This window comes from Flavobacterium cupreum (assembly GCF_003996965.1).
In the GTDB taxonomy this organism is placed as follows: Bacteria; Bacteroidota; Bacteroidia; order Flavobacteriales; family Flavobacteriaceae; genus Flavobacterium; species Flavobacterium cupreum.
This window is the reverse complement of sequence record NZ_QWDM01000005.1, coordinates 1-24352: the sequence shown is the minus strand read 5'-3', so window position 1 is coordinate 24352 and position 24352 is coordinate 1. Positions and strand designations below refer to the sequence as shown.

At 37.8% G+C, this 24352-nt stretch carries 25 protein-coding genes; 15 read left to right on the top strand and 10 right to left on the bottom strand.

The features are described from left to right. Nucleotides 1-92 precede the first annotated feature (92 nt). From hemF to hemA, 7 genes are all read right to left on the bottom strand, one after another. Nucleotides 93-1016: an oxygen-dependent coproporphyrinogen oxidase gene (gene hemF, locus D0817_RS08685; protein ID WP_127338009.1), complete on the bottom strand. Its 924-nt coding sequence runs from the start codon at nucleotides 1014-1016 to the stop codon at nucleotides 93-95. Then, the gene (locus tag D0817_RS08680; RefSeq protein ID WP_127338008.1) at nucleotides 1006-1557 is read right to left on the bottom strand and encodes a GNAT family N-acetyltransferase; all 552 of its coding nucleotides are present in this window, start codon (nucleotides 1555-1557) and stop codon (nucleotides 1006-1008) included. The genes hemF and D0817_RS08680 overlap by 11 nt, the downstream gene beginning before the upstream one ends. 2 nt (nucleotides 1558-1559) lie before the next feature. Then, on the bottom strand, nucleotides 1560-1937 hold the full coding sequence (locus tag D0817_RS08675) for a hypothetical protein (RefSeq protein ID WP_127338007.1): 378 nt from the start codon (nucleotides 1935-1937) through the stop codon (nucleotides 1560-1562). 133 nt (nucleotides 1938-2070) lie between these two features. Then, on the bottom strand, nucleotides 2071-3096 hold the full coding sequence (gene hemE / locus D0817_RS08670) for a uroporphyrinogen decarboxylase (RefSeq protein WP_127338006.1): 1026 nt from the start codon (nucleotides 3094-3096) through the stop codon (nucleotides 2071-2073). Between the two features lie 96 nt (nucleotides 3097-3192). Beyond that, the gene (locus D0817_RS08665) at nucleotides 3193-3858 is read right to left on the bottom strand and encodes a uroporphyrinogen-III synthase (protein WP_127338005.1); all 666 of its coding nucleotides are present in this window, start codon (nucleotides 3856-3858) and stop codon (nucleotides 3193-3195) included. Next, nucleotides 3858-4784, bottom strand: a complete 927-nt coding sequence (gene hemC / locus D0817_RS08660; protein WP_127338004.1) for a hydroxymethylbilane synthase — start codon at nucleotides 4782-4784, stop codon at nucleotides 3858-3860. Before hemC ends, D0817_RS08665 begins: the two co-directional genes overlap by 1 nt. 96 nt (nucleotides 4785-4880) lie before the next feature. Further along, the gene (gene hemA / locus D0817_RS08655) at nucleotides 4881-6131 is read right to left on the bottom strand and encodes a glutamyl-tRNA reductase (protein ID WP_127338003.1); all 1251 of its coding nucleotides are present in this window, start codon (nucleotides 6129-6131) and stop codon (nucleotides 4881-4883) included. 227 nt (nucleotides 6132-6358) lie between these two features. On the opposite strand from hemA, the gene D0817_RS08650 reads away from it, so the two are divergent. From D0817_RS08650 to D0817_RS08625, 6 genes are all read left to right on the top strand, one after another. Further along, nucleotides 6359-7231 (top strand): AraC family transcriptional regulator, encoded by an 873-nt coding sequence (locus tag D0817_RS08650; protein ID WP_127338002.1) that lies wholly within the window; start codon nucleotides 6359-6361, stop codon nucleotides 7229-7231. Between the two features lie 226 nt (nucleotides 7232-7457). Continuing rightward, complete coding sequence (gene hemH / locus D0817_RS08645) at nucleotides 7458-8471, top strand: ferrochelatase (RefSeq protein WP_127338001.1); 1014 nt, start codon at nucleotides 7458-7460, stop codon at nucleotides 8469-8471. Nucleotides 8472-8634: 163 nt separating this feature from the next. Beyond that, complete coding sequence (locus D0817_RS08640) at nucleotides 8635-9183, top strand: CopD family protein (RefSeq protein ID WP_127338000.1); 549 nt, start codon at nucleotides 8635-8637, stop codon at nucleotides 9181-9183. 129 nt (nucleotides 9184-9312) lie between these two features. After that, nucleotides 9313-10728, top strand: coding sequence for an ATP-binding protein (locus D0817_RS08635; RefSeq protein ID WP_127338283.1), 1416 nt, complete (start codon nucleotides 9313-9315; stop codon nucleotides 10726-10728). 10 nt (nucleotides 10729-10738) lie between these two features. After that, nucleotides 10739-11521 (top strand): enoyl-CoA hydratase/isomerase family protein, encoded by a 783-nt coding sequence (locus tag D0817_RS08630; RefSeq protein WP_127337999.1) that lies wholly within the window; start codon nucleotides 10739-10741, stop codon nucleotides 11519-11521. 150 nt (nucleotides 11522-11671) lie between these two features. After that, nucleotides 11672-12070: a hypothetical protein gene (locus D0817_RS08625; protein ID WP_127337998.1), complete on the top strand. Its 399-nt coding sequence runs from the start codon at nucleotides 11672-11674 to the stop codon at nucleotides 12068-12070. Between the two features lie 242 nt (nucleotides 12071-12312). On the opposite strand, the gene D0817_RS08620 is transcribed toward D0817_RS08625, so the two are convergent. From D0817_RS08620 to D0817_RS08610, 3 genes are all read right to left on the bottom strand, one after another. Then, nucleotides 12313-12966 (bottom strand): metal-dependent transcriptional regulator, encoded by a 654-nt coding sequence (locus tag D0817_RS08620; RefSeq protein WP_127337997.1) that lies wholly within the window; start codon nucleotides 12964-12966, stop codon nucleotides 12313-12315. An 88-nt stretch (nucleotides 12967-13054) separates the two neighbouring features. Continuing rightward, nucleotides 13055-14926, bottom strand: a complete 1872-nt coding sequence (locus D0817_RS08615) for an Nramp family divalent metal transporter (RefSeq protein ID WP_127337996.1) — start codon at nucleotides 14924-14926, stop codon at nucleotides 13055-13057. A 74-nt stretch (nucleotides 14927-15000) separates the two neighbouring features. Beyond that, nucleotides 15001-15390, bottom strand: a complete 390-nt coding sequence (locus D0817_RS08610) for a Fur family transcriptional regulator (RefSeq protein WP_127337995.1) — start codon at nucleotides 15388-15390, stop codon at nucleotides 15001-15003. 94 nt (nucleotides 15391-15484) lie between these two features. Between D0817_RS08610 and D0817_RS08605 the strand changes: the two genes are divergently transcribed. From D0817_RS08605 to tnpA, 9 genes are all read left to right on the top strand, one after another. Beyond that, nucleotides 15485-15859 carry a MerC family mercury resistance protein gene (locus D0817_RS08605; protein WP_127337994.1) on the top strand — a complete coding sequence of 125 codons (375 nt, stop codon included), beginning with the start codon at nucleotides 15485-15487 and terminating at the stop codon, nucleotides 15857-15859. Next, nucleotides 15837-16748 carry an NAD(P)/FAD-dependent oxidoreductase gene (locus tag D0817_RS08600; protein ID WP_127337993.1) on the top strand — a complete coding sequence of 304 codons (912 nt, stop codon included), beginning with the start codon at nucleotides 15837-15839 and terminating at the stop codon, nucleotides 16746-16748. Before D0817_RS08605 ends, D0817_RS08600 begins: the two co-directional genes overlap by 23 nt. A gap of 178 nt (nucleotides 16749-16926) precedes the next feature. Then, entirely contained in the window at nucleotides 16927-19224 is a 2298-nt protein-coding gene (locus tag D0817_RS08595) for a TonB-dependent receptor (RefSeq protein WP_127337992.1), read from the top strand. Nucleotides 19225-19276: 52 nt separating this feature from the next. After that, nucleotides 19277-19741 (top strand): thioredoxin family protein, encoded by a 465-nt coding sequence (locus D0817_RS08590; protein ID WP_127337991.1) that lies wholly within the window; start codon nucleotides 19277-19279, stop codon nucleotides 19739-19741. 18 nt (nucleotides 19742-19759) lie between these two features. Further along, nucleotides 19760-20947, top strand: a complete 1188-nt coding sequence (locus tag D0817_RS08585; protein ID WP_127338282.1) for a lycopene cyclase family protein — start codon at nucleotides 19760-19762, stop codon at nucleotides 20945-20947. A gap of 3 nt (nucleotides 20948-20950) precedes the next feature. Further along, nucleotides 20951-21748 carry a tetratricopeptide repeat protein gene (locus tag D0817_RS08580; RefSeq protein WP_127337990.1) on the top strand — a complete coding sequence of 266 codons (798 nt, stop codon included), beginning with the start codon at nucleotides 20951-20953 and terminating at the stop codon, nucleotides 21746-21748. Between the two features lie 98 nt (nucleotides 21749-21846). Next, a complete protein-coding gene (locus D0817_RS08575) occupies nucleotides 21847-22257 on the top strand; it encodes a BrxA/BrxB family bacilliredoxin (protein WP_029271207.1) in 411 nt (136 codons plus the stop codon). Between the two features lie 213 nt (nucleotides 22258-22470). Continuing rightward, entirely contained in the window at nucleotides 22471-23859 is a 1389-nt protein-coding gene (gene trhO / locus D0817_RS08570) for an oxygen-dependent tRNA uridine(34) hydroxylase TrhO (protein ID WP_127337989.1), read from the top strand. A 22-nt stretch (nucleotides 23860-23881) separates the two neighbouring features. Then, the gene (tnpA, locus tag D0817_RS08565; RefSeq protein WP_127337988.1) at nucleotides 23882-24265 is read left to right on the top strand and encodes an IS200/IS605 family transposase; all 384 of its coding nucleotides are present in this window, start codon (nucleotides 23882-23884) and stop codon (nucleotides 24263-24265) included. Nucleotides 24266-24352 lie beyond the last annotated feature (87 nt).

Genomic DNA, 24352 nt, shown 5'->3' with positions numbered 1-24352 from the left:
AATATTTTAAATTTTAGACTGAAGATTTTGGATTAAATTACAATTTAAATTTATGATTACAAATGAGTTAAATGAATTTTGGCTTTAATTTCTCAGATCCATTCCTGCGGATGCTCTAACACATTTAGTAATTTTTCTTCTTCACTTCCTGTTTCCGGATGATGATCGTAAACCCACTGCACATGCGGAGGTAAACTCATCAGGATACTTTCGATTCTTCCGTTGGTTTTTAAACCAAATAAAGTACCTTTATCATGAACCAGATTGAATTCGACATAACGGCCACGACGGATTTCCTGCCAGTTTCTTTGTTCGGGTGTATAAGGCAGATTTTTTCTTCTCTCCACAATCGGAACATAGGCTTCCAGAAAACTATTTCCCACTTCGCTTACAAAACTGAACCAGTCTTCCATAGACATTTGCTCGTTTGCTTTGCAATAATCAAAGAACAAGCCACCAAGACCACGGGCTTCGTTTCGGTGTGCGTTCCAGAAATAGGCGTCGCACTGTTTTTTATATTTTGGATAAAACTCCGGATTGTGTTTGTCGCAGGCCGTTTTACAGGTTTGATGAAAGTGTTTGGCATCTTCTTCAAACAAATAATAAGGCGTTAAATCCTGCCCGCCGCCAAACCATTGTTCGATTACTTTTCGTGGCCCTGTGCTGAGCGAAGTCGAAGTATCATACATTTCAAAATAACGCCAGTTCGCATGAACCGTCGGAACCATCGGGTTTTTAGGATGGATCACCAGGCTTAGTCCGCAGGCAAAGAAATCAGCTTCCCCAACGCCAAACATCTTTTGCATGGCTTCCGGTAATTTTCCGTGCACGGCTGAAATATTTACTCCGCCTTTTTCGATAACCGTTCCGTTTTCGATAACGCGTGTCCTTCCGCCACCGCCTTCAGGGCGTTCCCAGAGATCCTCACGGAATTTTGCAGTTCCGTCAACGGCTTCCAGTCCGGCGCAAATCTGGTCTTGTAACTTTTGTATGTATGCGTAAAATCTATCTTTCATGGGTCTTGTATTCTGATTTAAGTAATCCGAAATAAACGGTGTTTTGCAATTCGCCGTCGCCGTTTCTAAATTCATCGCGTAAAATTCCTTCTTGTTTGAAGTTATGTTTTAATGCAATTCGCTGGCTTGCCACATTAACTTCCGAAGTACAGATGAAAACTTTATTCAGCTTTAATTCATTGAAACAAAAAGCAAGTGCCTCCGAAACCATTTTTGATGTAATTCCTTTTCCCTGAAAATCTTCGTCAATAAAATAACCCAATTCACATTTGGAAATACGATAATCGATCGTTTTTACACATAAATAACCAATTAAGGTATTGTTTGTCAAATCTCTGGCGTAAAAATAAAATCCTTCTTTGTTTTTTTCTTTGTCAAGACTAACCTTCAGGAAATTTTCTGCTTTCTTCAGAGCATCAGTATTGGCAAGTGTTACCGGGAAAGTTTTTGCAATATGATTTTTATTCTTATCAATTAAACTGTAGAATTCTTCGGGAAGAATATGCTCAATACGGTCTGTTTTCCAATCTGTAAAACTCATTTTTATTTGTTTTTAGCAGAAGCGATTTTAGTATTTACTGCAAAAGAAAAAATGTTGCTTTCTCGCTGTATATATTGGTAAATAGCTAAAGCTTTATCTTCAAAATTATAATTTTCCACTTTTGAAAATTCCATTAAAAAATCAGCAAATTGCTCTAATTGATTAAAATCTAAATGACATCGAACTAATAGTGTAATCAATTCTTCATTTTGATATTCTACTAAACTTTCAATGTCTAAACCAAATTCTTTTAACTGATTTTCAACCTCAAATTTTTTATCATCGGTTAAAGGCTGAGGTACAAAATCAAGAGCACGCAATGTTTTCAGGACATTGTCAATTCTGACGCTTTCGTCGTCTCTTAGGCCTTTGTTTAACATTTTTCGTTTGTTACGTTTCCTGCAAGGTTTCCAAAGCCTTGTAGGTATTCTTTACCGCTACTAGTAACTTATTTATATCTACAAGGTTTTGGAAACCTTGCAGGAAAGCCAATCGTTGACTTAAAACTAAATACTATTGCCCGTATTCCTTCACCGCGTCAATAAATGCTTTGGCATGGTCTACAGGGATGTTTGGTAAAATTCCGTGGCCTAAATTTACGATATATTTGTCTTTTCCGAATTCGTCGATCATTTCATGAACCATTTTTTTGATAGTTGGAATAGGGGAAAGCAATCTTGAAGGATCAAAATTTCCCTGAAGCGTAATGTTTCCACCCGATAAATAACGGGCATTTCTGGCCGAACAAGTCCAGTCAACACCCAAAGCCGAAGCTTTACTTTTACCCATTTCATTCAAAGCAAACCAGCATCCTTTTCCGAAAACAATAACCGGAGCGTGATCGGCCAACGCTTCAACGATCTGGTTGATGTATTTCCAGGAGAATTCCTGATAATCTACCGGAGAAAGCATTCCTCCCCAGGAATCAAAAATCTGAACAGCATCAACGCCTGCTTTTACTTTTTCTTTTAGGTATAAAATGGTGGTGTCTGTAATTTTTTGCAATAAAGTGTGGGCTGCTATCGGATTGGAAAAACAGAATCCTTTGGCAGTATCAAAACTTTTAGATCCTTTTCCTTCAACGGCATAACAGAAAATCGTCCATGGCGAACCGGCAAAACCAATTAACGGTACTTCGTCGTTCAGCATTTCTTTAGTCAGTTTAATGGCATCCATTACATATCCTAAGGTTTCCTGAATGTCCGGTACATAAACGCCTTCAACATCAGCCGTGGTACGAATAGGATTTGGAAGAAACGGACCGAAATTCTCTTTCATTAAAACTTCAATTCCCATTGCCTGAGGGACAACCAGAATATCCGAGAAAAGGATTGCGGCATCCGGAGCAATTCTGCGAATAGGCTGTACGGTAATTTCAGCAGCTAATTCCGGAGTCTGGCAACGGGTAAAAAAATCATACTTATCACGCAAAGCGATGAATTCAGGTAAATATCTTCCTGCCTGACGCATCATCCATACTGGCGGTCGCTGAACAGTTTCTCCTTTTAGTGCTTTTAAAAATAGGTCGTTTTTTAACATTGTTTTTTTTGCTTTAGGCTTTAAGCTTTAGGCTTTAAGCTTTGTTTGTCTTTATTTTTTCGCTTATGGCTTACTGCCTAAGGCTTATGGCTTTACTTATTTGTATTCCTCAATTACATCTTCAATTACATCTTCAACCGTTGGCTGATCTGCAATGATAATGTTTTTGGTGATTTTTTCTAAAGCGTCTGCGGTGGTTTCTCCAATGCAGAAGCATTTTTCTTTCTTTATGATATTCTCTTTTAAATAACTTTCAACGCCGGAAGGGCTGAAAAACAGAATGGCATCCGGTGCTGTTTTTATTTTCTGAGGCGTTAATGAAGTATCATAAACCTGAATTTCATTAAATTTCACATCAGCCTCTTTCAGTGCTTGCGGCAAAGTTTCCCTGCGAAGGTTACCGCTGAAAAAAGTAAAGCTTTCATTGCGGTAAATCAAGGTGATAATTTCGGCTAAATCAGAAGCATAACCAGTATAAGCTACAACATTAAAGCCGCTCTCCGATAAAAGAATCTTTGTTTTTAAGCCTACGCAAAAAACATTTTTACTTTTCAGTTTTTCTGATTCCGGATTAGATAAAACGCTGTGAACGGCATTCTGACTCGTAAAAATCAGGTTTTCGTTGAGGTCTTTTAATTCGAAAGGTTTGTTTTGGGTCTGAATAAAATCAGCTTCAACAACTTCAATATTGACTTTTGCCAATGCTTGTTTTTGTTCGCCCGACAGCTTTTTTGTAGCTACTATTTGAATTGGTTTGGCCATTATTTTTTCAGGGATTCTTTAATAGATTGCATCAATTCGGCTCCGCCATTGTTCAGGATTTCCTGAGCAGCGAAGAATCCCAGTTTTTTCCATTCTTCAATGGCAACTGTTTTGTCAATTTCAAGCTTTTGTTTTCCGTCAACAGAAAGCAAAACGCCTTGAAAGTGAAGGGTATCCTCGTCTTCATTATAATTTACCAATGCTCCGATTGGTGCTGTACAGCCGCCTTCTAAAGTTCGTAGAAACTGACGTTCAATGTACGTACAGATTTCCGTTTCAATATGATTGAGCTGTGATAAGGCATCCAGCGTATAATTGTCGTTTTCCATAGCCACAACAAGCATCGCTCCCTGTGCCGGTGCCGGAATCATCCAGTCTAAGTTGATATAATTTTCCGGTTTCAGGTTTATGCGTTCCAGGCCTGCAGCAGCAAAAACAGCTCCATCCCAGTTGTTGTCCTGTAATTTTTGCATGCGGGTGTTTACATTTCCGCGTAAATCAACGACAGTATGATTCGGATATTTATTAAACCATTGTGCCTGACGGCGCAGGCTTCCTGTTGCAATTGTACTTGGCTGGTTAGTAAAGTCAGGATTTCCTTTGTGAACCAAAATATCGAGAACATTTGCTCTTTCCAGAACTGCTGCCTGAACAATACCTTTTGGTAAAGCTGTCGGAACGTCTTTCATCGAGTGAACGGCAATGTCTACCTCACCATTAATCATGGCAATGTCGAGTGTTTTGGTGAAAATTCCTGTAATGCCAAGTTCGTAAAGAGGCTTGTCCAGAATTATATCACCTGTTGATTTTACAGCTATAATTTCGGTTTTATAACCCAAATCGTTTAGTTGTTTTTCAACATTATGTGCTTGCCAAAGTGCCAGTTCGCTGTCGCGGGTTCCAATTCTAATTATTTTTTCAGCCATTTTTATTTTTTTTCTCACCATAGAAGTTATTTAAGTTCATTTAAGCATTGCGCTTATAATAATTTAAATAATTTACATGGTAAAAAATTGTATGATTTAAGATGCTTTTATTTTGAATACTTTCTCAATCCATTCGATGCTTTCATCGACCATGGTATCGTCGTCTTTTAAGTGATTGGCGAAATGTGTAGTTATTTTTTGAATGATTCGCGCGCTGATAATTTCAGCCTGTTCCTCATTAAAGCCAGCAATTTTTTTGCTTTGGAAATTTAATTCTGAATTCTTTATATCGTTCAGTTTTTCCTTTAAAGCATTGATGGTAGGAGCAAATTTTCTTCCTTTGGTCCAGGTTACAAATTCTTCCTTTACTTCTTCAATGATTGCTTCAGCGGCCGGAATATGTTTTTTGCGGTTTTCAAGGGTTTCATCTGTCAATTGAGACAAATAATCCATGTGGATCAAAGTCACGCCTTCTAATTCTTCTACATTTTCATTTACATTTTTCGGAATCGATAAATCTAAAATCAGTAAAGGTTTTTTAAGATTTAAAATAGCTTTGTCAACCGTCGGGTTTTGGGCGCCCGTTGCTACAACCACAACATCTGCTTTTTGTAATTCAAGGTGTAATTCCGAGTAGTCTTTAACAATCAGATTCAGTTTTCCGGCTAATTTCTCTGCTTTGTCCTTGGTTCTGTTTATTAAGGTAATGTGTTCGTTTTTGGTATGTTTTACCAGATTTTCGCAGGTATTTCTTCCGATTTTTCCGGTGCCGAACAGTAAGATGTTTTTATTGCTGATATCCTCAACGTTCTTAAGGATGTATTGTACAGAAGCAAAAGAAACCGAAGTGGCTCCTGAACTGATTTCCGTTTCGTTTTTGATTTTTTTACTCGCCTGAATTACCGCATTCACCAGTCTTTCTAAAAAAGTATTGGTCAGATTCATTGATTTTGAATGTGCAAAACAGGTTTTGATTTGGGAAATAATTTCGAAGTCACCAAGAATCTGACTGTCTAATCCTGTTCCAACGCGAAACATATGATTGATCGCTTCCTGATTTTTATAAACAAAACCAACTTTCTGGAAGGCATCAACAGAACCGTTGCTGTTGTCGCATATTAATTTAATTAGTTGAAATGGGTGTTCTGCAAAACCATAAATTTCAGTTCTGTTGCAGGTCGAAGTTACAATCAAGCTTTCTATCCCTTCCGTTTTAGCCTGTTCCAGCAAACGCGTTTTTGCAATTGCATCCAGACTAAATTTACCTCTTACCTCAGCATCGGCTTTTTTGTAACTCAGACCAACTGAGTAAAAATAAAGATGTTTCGGTATGTTATTGTTTTCCATAAATCCACTTTCATAAAAGTGCAACAAAATTATCATTATAGCTTTTATAAAAGTAACGCTCAAAGTACTTTTTGTGTCGCTACATGATTTTTTATTTCTAAACGTCTGTTTTTAGGCAAAAAGCATTATTTTTGTAGCAAAATCAAGTTGTTAGAAATGTTTTGTTTAGAGTCATTCTAAATAACATTTTGCTTTTCACTTCATTTATCTTTCAAAAAAATATCGCTATGAGTTCTCAGGAAATTATAAAAATTGAAGACGACTTTACACTCATCCGCTTTCAAAACGACAGTTCAGAACCTTTTTTTGGACAGCATGAAGTGGGTAGTGGCCTGATACAGTTTCACTTCGGGATAAAAGGGAATGCCAAATTCTTGTTCAATCAGGGCACTTATGCACTGGATCTGAAAGAAGAAAAATCATTGCTTTTGTACAATCCACAGAAAGAATTACCGCTGAATCTGGAACTCGCTCCGAATTCCTGGGTGATTTCTGTCATTGTTTCGATTAAGAAATTTCACGCGTTGTTTTCTGCTGAAGCCGATTATATTACTTTTTTAAGTCCTGATAATAAAGACAAAAAGTATTATAACGAAGGAAATATCAGTCCGTCCATGGCAATTGTTTTGAGTCAGCTGTTTCATTATAATCTGCATCCGTCTATAAAAAACCTTTATTATAAAGGAAAAGGATACGAATTGCTGAGTTTGTATTTTAACAGAACCGAAGATCCCAATGCAGAACAATGTCCGTTTTTGATTGATGAGGATAATGTTTTAAAGATTCGAAAAGCCAAAGAAATCGTTATCGCCAATATGGCCGAGCCACCGGGTTTGCAGGAACTGGCTGATGAAATTGGCCTGACTCTGAAGAAACTGAAAATGGGTTTTAAACAAATTTACGGCGATACCGTTTATGGTTTTCTGTTTGATTATAAAATGGATTTCGCCAGAAAACTGCTCGACAGCGGCTCCTACAATGTAAATGAAGTAGGATTGAAAATAGGCTACAGCACCGGAAGTCACTTCATTGCGGCATTCAAGAAAAAATTTGCCACAACTCCAAAAAAATACCTGATGTCGATTAATACGAATGTTTAAGTTTTGTTTGCCACGAATTTCACGAATGGGCACGAATTAGCAATCTGCTTAATCTGCAAAATCTGCGAGCAACTACTTAGTAAATCGATTTTAGATATTTCACAATAAATAAAAAGTAATAATTATCATATTTCTAAAAAGTGCTATACGATACTTTTGACGAAATTTTTATAAACAAATTAAATGCTTAAAGCCCAAAGCTTAAAGCCTAAAGCAAAATAACATAATGAAAGGCGTATTATTAGTAAATCTGGGATCTCCCGAAAGTCCAACCGCAAAAGACGTAAAACCGTATTTAGACGAATTTTTAATGGATAAATACGTGATTGACGTTCCGTATTTATTGAGGGCTTTATTAGTCAGAGGTATCATTCTGAGAAAAAGACCCGAAGAATCAGCACACGCTTATGCAAAAATCTGGTGGGATGAAGGCTCTCCATTAGTTGTTCTTTCCGAAAGAATGCAGAAGAAAGTGCAGCCGTTGGTAAATGTACCCGTTGCATTGGCCATGCGTTACGGAAGCATGACAATTGAAAAAGGACTTCAGGAATTACATGATAAAGGAGTTACCGAAGTAATGCTTTTTCCTTTATATCCGCAATATGCGATGGCTTCGACCTTGACTATTCTGGTTAAGGCTGAAGAAATCAGAAAGAAGAAATTTCCGCAAATGACTTTTACGGATGTTCCTGCTTTTTACAATAAACCCGATTATATTAAAAACCTGGCCGATTCCATTCAGAAACATTTAGCAGGATTTGATTACGATCATTTATTGTTTTCGTATCACGGAATCCCGGAGCGCCATATCCGTAAAACAGATGTCACCAAATCGCATTGTAAAATTGACGGTTCTTGTTGTAATACTCCATCTGCGGCACATGATTTTTGTTACCGCCACCAATGTTATGAAACAACAAAACAGGTGGTGAAATTACTAGGCCTTCCTAAAGACAAATACAGTCTGACTTTTCAATCCAGATTAGCAGGAGATAAATGGCTGGAGCCTTATACCGACATTGAAATTGATAAAATGCCGGCAAAAGGAATCAAAAATCTGGCTGTCGTAACACCGGCTTTCGTTTCGGATTGTCTGGAAACACTGGAAGAAATCGCCATGCGAGCCAAAGAAGATTTTGAGGCCAAAGGAGGCGAACAATTCCTGGCTGTTCCTTGTCTGAATGACGGCGACGAATGGTGTCAGACCGTTAGTAACTGGATTAACGACTGGGCTGAATAGAAGATAGAAAATAGAAAATAGAATAAAGAGTAAAGAATAAAGAGTAAAGAGTAAAGACTTTATGATGGACATAAGTTGTGTTCGAAATAATAGTTGTTTAAGGTTTCAAGTTATAATCAACTTTGGAAAAAAACCTGAAACCTGAAACTTGAAACAAATAACAATGGAATATTATAACTACTTAAAATCACTGCATCTTATTTTTGTAATCACCTGGTTTGCCGGGTTATTTTATATTGTACGTTTGTTTGTGTACCAAATTGAAGCCAGCGAAAAACCATCTCCGGAAAAAGAAATTCTGCAGGTGCAATACAAAATAATGACGTATCGTTTGTGGTACATCATCACCTGGCCCTCTGCGGTTTTGGCCAGTATTTTTGCTTTTTGGATGCTGCTTTTTACTGATCTGGGAAACGCCTGGCTTAAAATGCCGTGGATGCATGTAAAATTGTGTTTCGTTTTTTTACTGTATTTGTACCATGCCAAGTGCCATCAGATTTTCAAACAATTGCAAAATGATGAGGTGAAATATTCCAACAATTTTATGCGTTTATGGAATGAAGGCGCCACGATAATATTATTCGCAGTTGTTTTTTTAGTGGTTTTAAAAAGCGCCATCAACTGGATTTATGGTGTAATCGGAATCTTTTTGTTCTCCATTATCATTATGCTGGGCTTTAGGTTTTATAAGAGAATTAGAGAGAAAAAATAGTTATGAGTTTTGAGTTATGAGTTGTAAGTTTATGACGCATAACTCATAACTTATAATTCATAACTTAAAACTATGTTGAACAACTTCAAAATGTCGATGCTTTCCTTGCGTACCAGGATTTTCCTGTCGATGATTGTATTGATTGTTGTGGCATCTTTTTTACTGGCTTCCATTTCGATTATTCAATTTAAAAACGAAGCCAAGGAATACCATCAGGAACGACTCGAACGCAAGGAAAACGCGGTAAAGGAACACATTAACTATGTGCTGTCTACCACGACCTATCCGCTGAAGACCGGAAATCTGGATTTGATTTTTAAAGATAAAATCCACGAGCTGGCCCAGATCCATAAAATAGAAATTAATATTTACAGCCTTGACGGGAAACTGCTCAAATCTTCCAAGGAATCTTTTGCCGTCGACAAAGCACCGCCGCCCATTCCGGAGTACATTCTGAAACTGGTGCGGTCTTCCATTGAAAAGCGTTTTGTAGATATTAAGACGATCGACGGGGTAAAAAACAGATCCTCTTACAGTCTGATTAAAGATGAAAAGTTCAAACCGCTTGGGATTTTAAATCTCCCGTATTTGGAAGATGACGGATATTATGACAACGAATTGAATACGTTTTTGATCCGTTTAAGTCAGGTATATTCCTTCATGCTTTTGGTTGCTTTTGCCCTGGCTTATTTCCTTTCGACTTATATCACCAAGTCCTTAAAAACAATTTCAGACCGACTCGAAGAAACCAATCTGGATCAGAAAAACGAGAAAATTGTTCTGGAAGCGAATAGTAAAGAAGTCAATTTCCTGATTAAAGCCTACAACGGAATGGTGGATAAACTCGAAACCAGTGCGGTCAAACTGGCCCAGAGCGAACGTGAGGAAGCCTGGCGTGAAATGGCGAAACAAGTAGCCCACGAAATTAAAAATCCGCTTACGCCAATGCGTCTGACAGTGCAGAGTTTTCAGCGAAAATTTGATCCGACTGCCCCCGATGTAAAACAGAAATTAAACGATTATTCCGAAACGTTAATTCAGCAGATTGATACCATGACAGCGGTGGCTTCGGCGTTTTCGAATTTTGCCTCGATGCCGGCCCAACAGAACGAAACCTTAAATGTGGTTGAAGTGGTCGAACTTTCCCTGGATATTTTCAATGAAGACTATATTGTTTTTGAAAGCGAAGAAGAAAATATCATCTCCAAAATGGATCGTACGCAATTGATCCGTATTATTACCAACCTGGTTAAAAATGCCACCCAGGCCATTCCGGAAAGCCAGTTTCATAAATCGATTGTCGTAACGGTGAAACGCAGGAATAATAACGTTGAAATTGCCGTAAAAGACAACGGAATCGGAATTCAGAAACTGGATACAAGCCGCATTTTTGAGCCAAAGTTTACCACCAAAACAAGTGGAATGGGTCTTGGACTCGGAATTATAAAAAACATCATCGAAAATTACAAAGGAACAATTACCTTTGAATCAACTTACGGAAAAGGAACCACATTCACAGTTTCATTACCGATCACCAACTCATAAAAACAGCGTTATGAACTACGAAAATCTTTTGATCTCAATTGAAGAAAAAATTGCAACCGTAACAATAAACAGACCTGCCAAACTAAACGCTCTGAACAAAGCGACAATCAGCGACCTGAGTAAGGCCATAAAAATGTTAGGGAAAAATGATGACGTTCGCGTGATTATCATTACCGGAAGTGGCGAAAAAGCATTTGTAGCCGGAGCCGATATTTCGGAATTTGCCAATTATACCGTTGTTGAAGGTGCAATGTTAGCAGCTGAAGGACAAGAATCACTATTCGACTTCATTGAAAATTTAAAGAAACCCGTAATTGCTGCCGTTAATGGTTTTGCACTGGGCGGTGGATTAGAACTGGCAATGGCCTGTCATTTCAGAGTGGCTTCAGACAATGCTAAAATGGGATTGCCGGAAGTAACTTTGGGACTTATTCCGGGTTACGGAGGAACACAGCGTTTGCCTCAGTTAGTAGGTAAAGGCCGTGCGATGGAAATGATTATGACGGCAGCCATGATTTCGGCAGAAGAAGCTAAACAATACGGTCTGGTCAATCATGTGACAGCTCCCGCTGAACTTTTGGATTTTACAAAAGGAATTGCACAAAAGATTATTAAAAATGCCCCCTTTGCCATCAGCAGAGCAATAAAATCCATTAATGCCAACTACAAAGATGGAAAAGATGGTTTTGAAACTGAAATAAAATCTTTCGGAAAATGCTTCGGAACTCAGGATTTTAAAGAGGGAACAACAGCATTCCTTGAAAAACGCAAAGCTGAATTTACAGGAAAATAATTTTTTTTAACCGCAAAGTTCGCAAGGTATTACGCAAAGGGCACAAGGAAATTAAAAACTTAGCGAACCTTGCGATTGGATTAACACAAAATTGCTCAAAGATTAAAAAACTTAGAACCTTAGCATCTCAGAACCTTAGAACCTAAAAAAATGTACGAACCTATATTTGCTCTTTTTTGCGAACGCGTCAAAGAAAGCATCCAAGCCGGCACTTTTGCCAAACTCACTCTGGCCAAAACGATTGGAGATACCGAAATCAAAAACATCTATTTTCGTTTGGTATTAAATGAAGATAACACCTATTCAATTTCACTGACGACCCGTTATAAAACCGAAGAAACAGAAAGCATTCACACTTTAGACGAAGCACTATTGGTGTTGGGAACTTACATTAAAAATCCGTTTTTGACCGCTTTGTTGTTTACAACAGACAATGATGTGACTTTTAAAGTAAACAAAAAGAATGCAGGAAGTATTATCGAACAAGAGCCGACCTTTAAAAATGCTTCACCCGTAATGCTTGAAATGATCGAGAAGGGCATTGTTTAATACCAGGATTGGTTGTAGGAGCTAATCCCGCTATCCGTTTCAATCTTTTGTGGCGAACCACGCCACAAAAGGATTTCCACTGCTATCGGGGCTAGAGAGCACCTGGTTTGTCAGACTTAGCGAAGTCGGATTCCGGCGAAGTAACTCCACAAAGCTGCATTCGACTTCGCTAAGTCTGACAAAAAGATAAAATCTTTGTGATTCTCTGTATAATCCTTCGCGAATCTCCGTGAAACAACTCTCTAAACCAGCTTCACAAACAAATTCGAAGCGATTTTATTAGAAATACACAGTTCTCTGCTATCCACTTTTATTCGTAACGATAAATCGAATGACTCTTTTGAAATAAATTCGATTTTTGATCCCAAAGCAATTTCCTGTTTGTCCAGATACTTCAAAAACTCTGAAGAAGTATCTTTTACACCGACACAAACTCCGGTTTGCCCTTCATTTAATTCAGAAAGCAGGTATTTCTCGATCTTAACGATTCTTCCATTCGCATCCGGAATCGGATCCCCATGCGGATCTTCGGTTGGATTTCCCAAGAAATCATCCAGTCGGTTAATCAATTGCTCTGATTTAATGTGTTCGAGCTGTTCGGCGATATCGTGAACCTCATCCCAGGAGAAATTTAATTTTTCAACCAAAAAGACTTCCCATAAACGATGTTTTCGAACAATCATTTTTGCGGCAAGTTTGCCATTTTCTGTCAGGGAGACTCCCTGATACTTTTTATAATGAACCAAATCTTTCTCCGCCAGCTTTTTAAGCATATCCGTAACCGAGGAAGCTTTCGTTTCCATCATTTCTGCAATAGCGTTCGTACTTACTTCCGAATCGTTGGAAGTCGTAAGGTGATATATCGATTTTAGATAATTTTCTTCTGAAAAAGTCATTTTTTATTTTTTGAGGTTCAAAGTTGCAAAGGTACAAAGGCTCATAGTTTCTAAACCTTTGTACCTTTGTCACTCTGGCACTTTGCATCTATCTTTTAACAATCAACAAAGGTATTGAAATTTTATGTCTCAATTTGTCTACGGTTGTTCCAAATAAAATATCTTTTAGTCCGGTGTGGCCGTGGGTTCCCATGACCAAAACATCAAAATTACCGGCGTTGATAATCTTCGGAATCACGGTATTGGGTTTTCCGAAACCCAGTTCGGTTTCGATTCTGAAGCCCTTCTGCGAAAGCATTTCTTTGTATTCTAATAATAATTTTTCATCGATCGTGGTTTCGTGATCGTCCACATGTCCACCGTACATTAACGCACCAACAGTTTCTACAATATGAATTAAGGTGTATTGCGCGTCAATTCCGCCCAGTTCAAAGGCATTGTTTAGCGCCGCTTCATCGGCTTTGGAAAAATCTACAGAAATGGCTATGTTTTTCTTGCTGTACGTTTCTCTTGGGGAATATTGTAGTTTTAAATGATGAGGGGAATGATTCTCAATATCTGATTTGGCCCTTGCGATAAAAGGTTTTGCAATTATATAAAGGAGCAAAGCTAAAAATCCAAAAGCAAGCGGAACCACGGTAAACCAAAGAATCAGCGGGTGACTGGCACTTTCCAGCCAGGAAGTAATTTCGTCATAAACCAATTTCGCATTTAGCGAAACAATAATCAAAGCAATAATCCAGGCCACGACCTGGGTGATTCGAGAAATATGGAAACCTTTCATTTTGGTTTTATCGCTCACAAAATGAATCAGCGGAATAATCGCAAAACCCAACTGTAAACTTAAAATAACCTGACTCAGAATCAATAATTTCCCGGTAACGCTTTCGCCATAGATCAAAATCACGATAACGGCGGGTACAATGGCAATTAAACGGGTTATGATTCTTCGTACCCAGGGCTGTATGCGTAAATTCAGGTACCCTTCCATTACAATTTGTCCGGCTAACGTTCCTGTTACCGTAGAACTTTGTCCTGCAGCAATTAAGGCCACCGCAAATAAAATCGGTGCCCATTTTGTTCCCAGTAAGGGTTGTAAAAATTGATGGGCATCCTGTATTTCGGCAACTTCAAACATTCCGTTTTTATAAAATGTGGCTGCGGCCAGAATCAAAATGGCGGCATTGACGAAAAACGCAAGGTTTAAAGCTATAGTAGAATCTATAAAATTGTATTTCAAAGCTTGTTTGATTCCCGCAGGAGTACGATCGAATTTACGGGTCTGTACTAATGAGGAGTGTAAGTATAAATTGTGAGGCATTACCGTTGCACCAATAATCCCGATAGCAATATACAAAGCAGCAGAATTCGGCATGGAAGGAATAAGTCCGTACAGCACTTTATCAAGCTCCGGTTCTGCAAAAATCATTTCGAAAATAAATGAAAATCCAATAATCGCTACGAGAACAATTATAAAAGCCTCCATTTTACGTATGCCTTTGTTAATGAGGAAGAGTAATAAGAAAGTATCCAAAACCGTAATCAAAACGCCTTCGATCAGCGGAATATCAAAAAGAAGATTGATTCCGATGGCCATTCCTAACACTTCGGCCAGATCACAGGCTGCAATCGCAATTTCAGCCAGGAAGTACAGGATGTAATTGATAAACTTCGAGTACGTTTCGCGGGAAGCTTGTGCTAAATCTCTTTGTGTTACGATTCCCAGACGGGCACTTAAGCTTTGAAGCAATAAAGCCATTAAATTACTCATTAACAAAACCCAAAGCAAAGAATAACCGAACTGGCTGCCTCCGGCAATGTCTGTCGCCCAGTTTCCGGGATCCATATATCCTACACTTACTAAATAGGCCGGACCTAAAAAGGCTAATATTTTTCTGAATCCTGTTTTTTTATGCTCTGTTGCAACCGATTGGTGAACTTCTTCTAGAGATTTGGTCATTGTAGAAATGTTGTTTCAACAAATATAAGTATAAATTATATTCGTGCAACAATATTTTTAGGCAAGTCTAAAACTTAAATGTTAGAATTTAAACAATTCGGACACAATCCTGATAACGTAAAATTGATGTCGGTAACTTTATAGTTGTGCGGAATAATGTAACTGGGCTTCACACTTTCCAGACATGTAATCTCGTGACAATTTTCGCAGCTGAAATGGGCATGATTGTGTATCGTTACCGGATGCGAATGATGGCATTTTGCATATTTGACCGTACCATCAAGGTCAACGATTTTATGTACAATATCATCATTCACCAGTCGATCCAATATCCTGTAAATTGTAACACGATTGCATAAATCAGCTGTTAATTTATATATTTCGGAATGTGAAAGAGCAGTTTTAGATTTGCTAAGAATCTCTGTAACGGCCGTCTTTGCTGTAGTGTTCCTTGTGGTTTTCATACTAAATGAATTAAATTATATTATTGCAACATAGTTGCGATACTTATTTTCATGTATATTTGCAACTTAATTGCATTAATCAAATATACAAGAAATGAAGGAAAAGACAACACCGGTTTACGATATTTTAGGAATTTCCAGTGCAACCATTTGTCTGGTGCATTGTTTGGTCTTTCCGTTGCTTACCATTCTGCCTTTAGGATTAAGTCACAGTCCTTTTATTGACTTGACTTTTGCCAGCATTGGCTTATTTTCAATTCTCAAAATTATTAAAAAATCAAATCTGTTAACCGCAAGTATTCTCCTTATTTCAATGTCATTGATTTGGATTAGTGTTTTGAGTGAACTTTTTTTCGAAATTCATCTCGACCTCATTTTTATTGGCGGTATCGGAATGATCATTGGCCATTTTCTAAATTATCAATCACATAAAAAAATAAAAAATCATGACACAACAAACAAATTTTGAAGTTATTATCATTGGAGGAAGTTACAGCGGACTTTCGGCAGCAATGAGTCTGGGGCGTTCTTTACGAAACGTGCTGGTTATTGACAGTGGCCTGCCTTGTAACCGACAAACGCCACATTCGCATAATTTTATTACACAAGATGGCGAAAAACCAGCTGTTATTTCGGCTAAAGCGAAAGTGCAGGTGGATTTTTACAATACGGTTCAGTTTTATAATGGATTGGCAGTAAGCGCTATCAGGACTGAAAACGGATTTGAAATTAAAACCGAATCCGGAAAACAATTCACTTCTAAAAAAGTCCTGTTCGCCACCGGTGTAAAAGATTTGCTTCCGGAAATTCCGGGTTTTGCAGAATGTTGGGGTATATCAGTTATACATTGTCCCTACTGTCATGGCTATGAAGTAAAAACTGAGAAAACGGCCATTATTGCCAATGGTGATATGGGTTTTGAATATGCAAAAATGATTTCGAACTGGACCAAAGACCTGCGACTGATCACAAATGGAAGATCAACTTTAAGTTTAGAACAAACTCAAATCCTGAAGAAACATAAAGTTGAAATTATTGAAGAAGAAATCGCTGCCATCGACCATGAAAATGGGAATGTTAGACAAATCATCTTTCAAAATCAGTCCAAAATAGCAGTAAAAGCTATTTATTTTAAGGCACCTTTTCAGCAACATTGCCCTTTACCGGAATCTTTAGGCTGTGAATTAACGGAACAGGGTTTACTGAAAGTCGATGCTTTTCAGAAAACTACGGCTCCGGGAGTGTATGCCAGCGGTGATTGCCATATTCAGGCAAGATCAGTTGCGATGGCAGTTTCATCAGGATCTTTAGCCGGAGCGATGATCAATAAAGAACTTATTGACGAATCATTTGTATAGCTATCTTTTTTTTGCTACAGATTTCACGAATTGAAATGATTAATCTTTTTAATCCTTGAAATCTGTGGCAATAACAACCACAATCCATTGAATTAGAAAACGTTTAAATATTTTTAGCGTTCTAAACCATATTTGTCAAATTTAATTTTTAGTTTTGTCTAAATTTAATTTTAAAATAATGAAAAAACTATTTTTGATCTTGCTTTTGTTTGGTATACAATATTCGTTTGCACAGGAAACTGCAGTTCTATCCGGATTTATCTCCGGAGATGGCCATAAATTGCAGTTGGCAAACGTTCATTTAACAGGAACAAAATATAAAACGGTGACGGATAGTTTAGGATATTACAGATTAGAAAATGTTGCTGTTGGAAATTATACCATCCAGGTTTCTCAAATGGGTTTTCAGACTTTGAAAAAGAAGATAGAAGTGGTGAAAGATTCTCTTCAATCCTATAATTTTGAATTGACGGATAACGAAAATCAACTCAATGAAGTGGTCGTTTCCGGAACTTTGAAAGCCGTAAAACGACTGGAAAGTGCTGTTCCGGTTGAGGTTTATTCGCCGGTCTTCTTTAAGAAAAACCCAACGCCGAGTATTTATGAAGCGCTTCAAAACATAAATGGTGTCCGGCCGCAGCTCAATTGCGGTGTCTGTAATACGGGTGATATTCACATTAACGGACTTGAAGGGCCTTATACGCTGGTTTTGATTGACGGAATGCCCATTGTGAGCAGCCTTTCAACGGTATATGGATTGTCAGGAATTCCGAATTCTCTGGTGGAACGCATCGAAATTGTAAAAGGTCCTGCTTCTTCTTTGTACGGAAGTGAGGCGGTTGGCGGGCTCATTAATATTATTACCAAAAATCCAACAAATGCGCCGCTATTTTCTGCTGATGTTTTTTCAACCACTTATCTGGAAACAAATGTAGATTTGGGAATGAAATTCAATCCATCGAAAAAAGCAACAACACTTTTGGGAATCAATTACTTTAATTACAATGAGGTTGTAGATAAAGATAAAGATGGTTTTACGGATGTAACACTGTCGGAAAGGATTTCGGTTTTTAATAAATGGAGCTTTTTACGAGGGAATAACCGTTTGTTTACGATCGCAGCACGCGGAATGTATGAAGACCGCTGGGGTGGGGACGTCCGTTGGGAGAAGAAGTACCGGGGCGGGGATCAAATTTACGGCGAAAGTATTTATACTAAAAGAGGGGAACTGATTGGAAGTTACCAATTGCCTTTTCAGGAAAAACTGATGCTTTCGTTTTCCGGAAACGTGCATTATCAGGACAGTCGCTACGGAACTACTTCGTATATCGCCAATCAGAAAATTGGTTTTCTGCAACTGACCTGGGATAAGAAAATTGGCCGAAATGATTTCCTTGCCGGAATGGCAACCCGATATTCGTATTACGACGATAATACCGCTGCCACAAAAGCAGCCGAAAATACCTGGCTGCCGGGAATTTTTGTTCAGGATGAAATTACGCTGTCGCCCAAAAGTCAGGTGCTGCTGGGAATGCGTTATGATTACAATTCGATTCACGGTTCTATTTATACACCACGAGTGGCATACCGTTGGAAAAAGAATGATAATACCATTTTCCGCCTGAACGCGGGAACGGGATTTCGCGTCGTAAATTTATTCACCGAAGATCACGCAGCACTTACCGGTTCGAGAGATGTGGTCATTAAAAGTGATCTAAAACCGGAACAATCGGTGAATGTGAATCTGAATTATATCCAGAAAATAAACTTTACCAACGGAACGTTTATCGGAATTGAAACTACGGCTTTTTATACGCGATTCAGTAACAAAATTATATCCGATTATATCACGGATCCGAATAAAATTATTTACGACAATATCAATGGTTATGCGTTAAGTCAGGGAATCAGCACGAATGTAGACCTGAATTTTCCGTCAGGATTGAAGTTTATAGTCGGGGCGACTGTTCTGGACAACAAAAATGTGGAAAACGGAGTTTCCCAAACGCCTTTTTTAACCGAGAAATTCACATCGACCTGGAGTGTATCCTATAAGATAGATTCGATGAACTTATTGCTGGATTATACCGGTAATGTCTATAGCCCAATGAAACTGCCTTTGCTGAGCGATTTAGATCCAAGAAGTCCGAAATCGCCCTGGTACAGTATTCAGAATATTCAGTTTACCTATTTTGGATGGAAGAATTTTGAGCTTTACGGCGGAATCAAGAACTTGCTGAATTTTACACCCAAACAAAATAATCCGTTTCTGATTTCAAGAACCAATGACCCTTTTGACAAAAACGTGCAGACTTCCGATGGGACCGCTATTGGTATGAGGGGTAACGTGATTCCAAAAGGCCAAATAGTCGATACTCCGGATAATCCGTATGGGTTAACTTTTGACACGACTTACGTGTACGGGCAAAATCAGACCATACGCGGGTTTTTTGGGTTAAGATATACTTTGAGATAAATATTTTTGCCACTCCCGATAGCTATCGGGAGTAGCAAAAAAAACAAACCAAATGAAAAAACTAACTTTAATACTTTTCTTTTTAGGAATTACTGCAACAGGATTCTGCCAGCTCAAAGCGCGGTCTTTTGAGGAAGTCGATAGCTTACACCACATTCAAAAGAGAAAAATAATTGTTTTTATTCATACCGACTGGTGTCAGTTTTGCCAGAGAATGAAAAATACCACTTTTAAAAATCAGAAAATTATTGAGAAACTGAATCTCGATTTTTATTTTGTGGATTTGAATGCTGAGGAAAAACGAGCTATTACTTTTAATAATCAGACTTTTAAATATCAGCCATCGGGCAATAACGTTGGTGTTCATGAATTGGCGTTACAATTAGGAACGGTAAACAATCAAATCGTGTATCCGGTTTTATGTGTTTTGAATGAGAAAAATGAGATCATTTTGCAGTACAGTAATTATCTCGGACCTCAAGATTTTAACCTTCTTTTAGAAAAATTGAAAGAATAAAATTTGCTATTTTTGGGAATGCAATCTTCAGAAATCAAACACTTCAGCTATATTTTTACCGGAACAGGTCTATCCGCATTGATGACGGTTTATAAAATGGCAGTGTCCGGTAAATTTTCTGGCAAAACTATTTTATTATTAGACGAAGACGCGAAAAAGACAAACGACAGAACCTGGTGTTTTTGGGGTCAGGAAGAATCACTTTGGGATTCAATAATCTCTAAAAAATGGGATTCGGCTTTATTTGTCAACGAAAATTTTAAACGTGATTTAGTGCTGAAACCCTATCAGTACAATCAGATTCGCGGATTGGACTTCTATAATTTTGTCCTCGAAACAATTTCAAAACAATCCAATATTACTTTTTTACATGAAAAAGTAACCGATATCAATGAACTCGAAACCCATGTTTTTGTGGGAACGGAAGCGAACTGTTATACCTGTGATTCTTTATTCAACAGTATTTATAGCAAAGGTTTTGCATTAAATCAAACCCAATATCCTGTTTTACAGCAGCATTTTGTCGGCTGGTTTGTAAAAAGTGAATCCGAAATCTTTCATCCGGATCAGGCCACTTTTATGGATTTTTCGGTAGAGCAAAGAGGGAACACACGTTTTATGTACGTATTGCCTATTTCTGAAACCGAAGCCTTAGTAGAATATACGCTGTTTTCTGAAAATCTTCTTCCCGTAGCAGAATACGAAAATGAGATTCAGATTTACCTGAGAAACCTTGGAGCTGACCAATACGAAATTACCGAAAAGGAGCAGGGCAGTATCCCCATGACCTGTTATCCTTTCTGGAAGAAAAATACCAAACGGGTTTTAAATATCGGCACAGCCGGTGGCTGGACTAAAGCAAGTACAGGTTATACGTTTAAAAATTCCGATAAAAAATCAGCAGCATTAGTTCAGTTTCTACAACATGATCCTTCTTCTAAAATGGCATCTTTTCATCAAAAGAGCAGATTTTGGTTTTATGATTTGTTGCTTTTGGATATTCTGCACCGTCATAATGAATTGGGAAGCCGTATTTTTTCATCCTTATTCAAAAAAGGAAATCCCCAATTGATTTTTAAGTTTTTGGATGAAGAAACCACTTTTGTCCAGGATGTTAAAGTTATTTTAAAGTGCCCTAAAATACCATTTATAAAAGCGTTATTTAGCGTTATTTTTCGCTCAGATAAATGTAACCAAAAACAATAACCTTTGAAAAATATTACTTTAGGATTCAGTTTCTTTTTTACTCTTCTGTCTTTTGGACAAGTATCGACAAACAAAGCACATGATGCATTAGTGGAGGAGTTTTTGACGAATTGTGCAGAGAAGCACAATTATGTTTATGAAATGACCGAATGGCAGGATTGCCTGGATCAGGGCTTGAAAAAAGACAGTACGGTCGCTTATTTATGGCAACAGAAAGCAATGCCGTATTTTAAATGTAAAAAGTATGAAGTCGGAATGGCATTTCTGGACAAAGCTGTTTTCTATAACAAGCAGGAGTGGTTACCGTATAGAGGTTTTATGAAGTGTATTTTCTCAAGAAATTATAAAGACGCGATTAAAGATCTGGAAGAATGCATTAAACTATATGGCAACGGTTATAGAATGGATCATACGTATGGTTTTTATATGGGACTTTGTTACCTGCAGCTCAATGAATATAAAAAAGCGGAGCAGCTTTTTGACGATTATGTCAATGACATCTATAAAAACAGACAACAATTAGAACATCCCACGGCTTATTTTTATCAGGCAATTGCTAAATATGAACTTAAAAAATGGGACGAAGCAATTGCTATTTTTGATAAGGCCCTTAAAATATATCCGGAATTCTCAGATGCCAAATACTACAAAGCCATCTGCTGGCTGAAACAGGGAAAAACAAAAGAAGAAGTAGTAGCATTGGTGGGTGTTGCCAGAGAAGATGCTGCAAAGGGATTTTCGATCAATGAAGACAATACTGTTTACGAAACCTATCCGTACCAAAAGAAGTTTAGTAAATAACAATCGAACTATAACAAAACTTTATACTTCAAATTAAGTAGTTGCGACTAAACTTTGTAACTTTGCAGTTCAAAAGTAAAATTTAAAAATAAAGAAATATGTATCCAGAAGAAATGGTAAAACCAATGCAAGCTGAATTGACTGCTGCAGGTTTTCAAGATTTACATAGTGCTGACGCGGTAGATAACGCTATCAAAGCTGAAGGTACCACTTTGGTTGTTGTAAACTCTGTTTGTGGTTGTGCTGCAAGAAATGCACGTCCGGGAGCAAAAATGAGTTTAGAAGGAGCTAAAAAACCAGATCACTTAATTACAGTTTTTGCTGGAGTTGACAAAGAAGCAGTTGATGCTGCAAGACAACATATGTTTCCCTTTCCTCCATCATCGCCATCTATGGCTTTATTCAAAAACGGAGAATTAGTTCACATGTTAGAGCGTCACCACATCGAAGGCCGCCCTGCTGAATTGATTGCTGAGAACTTACAGGATGCTTTTAATGAGTATTGCTAATTAAAGGTTCAAAGATGCAAAGGTACAGAGGTACAAAGATTTTAAAAAAAGCACTATTAATTTAGTGCTTTTTTGTTTTTAATACTATCAGACTTAAAACCTTTGAACCTTTGTTACTCTGTACCTTTGTACCTAACAAACCTTTGCAACTTTGAACCTTTTTCATACCTTTGCACCTCAAAAAATATTTTCTTAACTTAAATAGTTTATAGCATGCAACTGTATAACACTTTAAGCGCAGAAGAAAGAGCCATCATGATCGATGATGCCGGTAAACAACGACTAACGTTGTCTTTCTATGCGTATGCCAAAATTCAAGATCCCAAAAAATTTCGCGATGATTTATTTGTAGCCTGGAACGCACTCGATGCTTTGGGCCGCATATATGTTGCCAAAGAAGGAATAAACGCTCAGATGAGTATTCCTGAAGAAAATCTGGAAGCCTTTAGACAAACTCTTGAAATGTATGATTTCATGAAAGGCATACGACTGAATGAAGCGGTTGAACATGATGATCATTCCTTTTTAAAACTCACCATTAAAGTTCGTGACAAAATCGTTGCCGATGGTCTTAATGACGAAACTTTTGATGTTACCGATATAGGCGTTCACCTGAAAGCCGCAGCATTCAATGAGATATTAGAGGACCCGAATACAATTGTTGTTGATTTTAGAAATCATTACGAAAGCGAAGTGGGACACTTTAAAAATGCTATCACTCCCGATGTAGAAACGTTCAGGGAGAGTTTACCGATTATCAACGAACAGCTTCAAAATCATAAAGAAGATAAAAACCTCGTCATGTATTGCACGGGCGGAATTCGTTGTGAAAAAGCCAGCGCTTACTTCAAACATCAGGGCTTTAAGAATGTTTATCAGTTAGAGGGCGGAATCATCAATTACGCCAAACAGCTAAAAGAAGAAGGCCTTGAAAGCAAATTCATCGGGAAAAACTTTGTATTCGATAATCGTCTTGGCGAAAGAATTACCGAAGATATCATTTCACAATGTCATCAATGCGGAAAACCTTGTGATAACCACACTAATTGTGAAAACGACGGATGTCATTTGTTGTTTATTCAATGTGATGAATGTAAAGCAGCAATGGAAAACTGCTGCTCTACAGAATGTCTGGATATTATTCACCTGCCTTTGGTGGATCAGGTTCGTCTGAGAACCGGAAAACAGGTGGGTAACAAGGTTTTTCGAAAAGGAAAATCTGAAAATCTGAAATTCAAGCATTCAGGAGAATTAGCTGATACTGCTTTGGCTACAGCCGAAACCCGAGGTGGAGCCGAACATAGCGGAGCTAAACAAGCGGATATCCATCAGAAAATAAAAGTAAAGAAAGCCTTGCTTGGAAAAGCGGAGCATTATTATGTAAAAGCTAAAGTAGGTCAGTTTACAGTTGAAAACCAGACCTTGCAAATCGGCGATAAAATCTTAATTTCCGGTCCAACAACAGGTGAGCAGGAATTGATTTTAGATAAAATGATAGTGAATGGTTCTGAAACTAACATAGCAAATATTGGTGATAAGGTTACTTTTGAAGTTCCTTTTCGTATTCGTTTGTCAGATAAATTGTATAAAATTGTAAATTAGCAGAAATTTTGCTAATTTATTTATGTCACAATCCTATACCAAATTATGGATTCATGCAATTTGGGCAACGAAACATCGTCAAGAATTAATTGATTTTTCAATTGAGAAGAGAATGTATGATTTTATCTGGCAAGAGTTAACCGAACTCGGATGCCCAGTTAGAATCATAAATGGAATGCCAGATCATGTGCATGTTTTGTTTTTACAAAATCCACAAAGAACTATCTCAGACATTGTGAAGCAAATAAAAGGAAGTTCTTCTCATTTTATAAATAGAGAAGACCTTATCCTTGAAAAATTTGCTTGGCAAACCGGCTATGCGGCTTTTTCTGTTAGCGAGTCTCAGTTAGATGCTGTTTACTATTATGGAAAAACCGGTCAATTTGACCACCTAATTCCGGAGTAAATTGACCACCCGTTCCGGAGCAAACTGACCACCTAATTCCGGAGCAAATTGACCACCAGGTTTTGTGGTGAATTAAGTATTAAAAAC

Coding starts and splice junctions, on each gene's coding strand:
- D0817_RS08575 (WP_029271207.1), top strand. CDS start 21,847: ATGTATCCAGAAGAAATGGTAAAACCAATGCAAGCTGAATTGACTGCT.
- D0817_RS08625 (WP_127337998.1), top strand. CDS start 11,672: ATGTACGAACCTATATTTGCTCTTTTTTGCGAACGCGTCAAAGAAAGC.
- D0817_RS08615 (WP_127337996.1), bottom strand. CDS start 14,926: ATGACCAAATCTCTAGAAGAAGTTCACCAATCGGTTGCAACAGAGCAT.
- D0817_RS08585 (WP_127338282.1), top strand. CDS start 19,760: ATGCAATCTTCAGAAATCAAACACTTCAGCTATATTTTTACCGGAACA.
- D0817_RS08600 (WP_127337993.1), top strand. CDS start 15,837: ATGACACAACAAACAAATTTTGAAGTTATTATCATTGGAGGAAGTTAC.
- D0817_RS08635 (WP_127338283.1), top strand. CDS start 9,313: ATGATTGTATTGATTGTTGTGGCATCTTTTTTACTGGCTTCCATTTCG.
- D0817_RS08630 (WP_127337999.1), top strand. CDS start 10,739: ATGAACTACGAAAATCTTTTGATCTCAATTGAAGAAAAAATTGCAACC.
- hemA (WP_127338003.1), bottom strand. CDS start 6,131: ATGGAAAACAATAACATACCGAAACATCTTTATTTTTACTCAGTTGGT.
- hemE (WP_127338006.1), bottom strand. CDS start 3,096: ATGTTAAAAAACGACCTATTTTTAAAAGCACTAAAAGGAGAAACTGTT.
- D0817_RS08590 (WP_127337991.1), top strand. CDS start 19,277: ATGAAAAAACTAACTTTAATACTTTTCTTTTTAGGAATTACTGCAACA.
- D0817_RS08605 (WP_127337994.1), top strand. CDS start 15,485: ATGAAGGAAAAGACAACACCGGTTTACGATATTTTAGGAATTTCCAGT.
- D0817_RS08640 (WP_127338000.1), top strand. CDS start 8,635: ATGGAATATTATAACTACTTAAAATCACTGCATCTTATTTTTGTAATC.
- D0817_RS08650 (WP_127338002.1), top strand. CDS start 6,359: ATGAGTTCTCAGGAAATTATAAAAATTGAAGACGACTTTACACTCATC.
- trhO (WP_127337989.1), top strand. CDS start 22,471: ATGCAACTGTATAACACTTTAAGCGCAGAAGAAAGAGCCATCATGATC.
- hemC (WP_127338004.1), bottom strand. CDS start 4,784: ATGGCTGAAAAAATAATTAGAATTGGAACCCGCGACAGCGAACTGGCA.
- D0817_RS08620 (WP_127337997.1), bottom strand. CDS start 12,966: ATGACTTTTTCAGAAGAAAATTATCTAAAATCGATATATCACCTTACG.
- D0817_RS08680 (WP_127338008.1), bottom strand. CDS start 1,557: ATGAGTTTTACAGATTGGAAAACAGACCGTATTGAGCATATTCTTCCC.
- D0817_RS08595 (WP_127337992.1), top strand. CDS start 16,927: ATGAAAAAACTATTTTTGATCTTGCTTTTGTTTGGTATACAATATTCG.
- hemF (WP_127338009.1), bottom strand. CDS start 1,016: ATGAAAGATAGATTTTACGCATACATACAAAAGTTACAAGACCAGATT.
- D0817_RS08675 (WP_127338007.1), bottom strand. CDS start 1,937: ATGTTAAACAAAGGCCTAAGAGACGACGAAAGCGTCAGAATTGACAAT.
- tnpA (WP_127337988.1), top strand. CDS start 23,882: ATGTCACAATCCTATACCAAATTATGGATTCATGCAATTTGGGCAACG.
- hemH (WP_127338001.1), top strand. CDS start 7,458: ATGAAAGGCGTATTATTAGTAAATCTGGGATCTCCCGAAAGTCCAACC.
- D0817_RS08610 (WP_127337995.1), bottom strand. CDS start 15,390: ATGAAAACCACAAGGAACACTACAGCAAAGACGGCCGTTACAGAGATT.
- D0817_RS08665 (WP_127338005.1), bottom strand. CDS start 3,858: ATGGCCAAACCAATTCAAATAGTAGCTACAAAAAAGCTGTCGGGCGAA.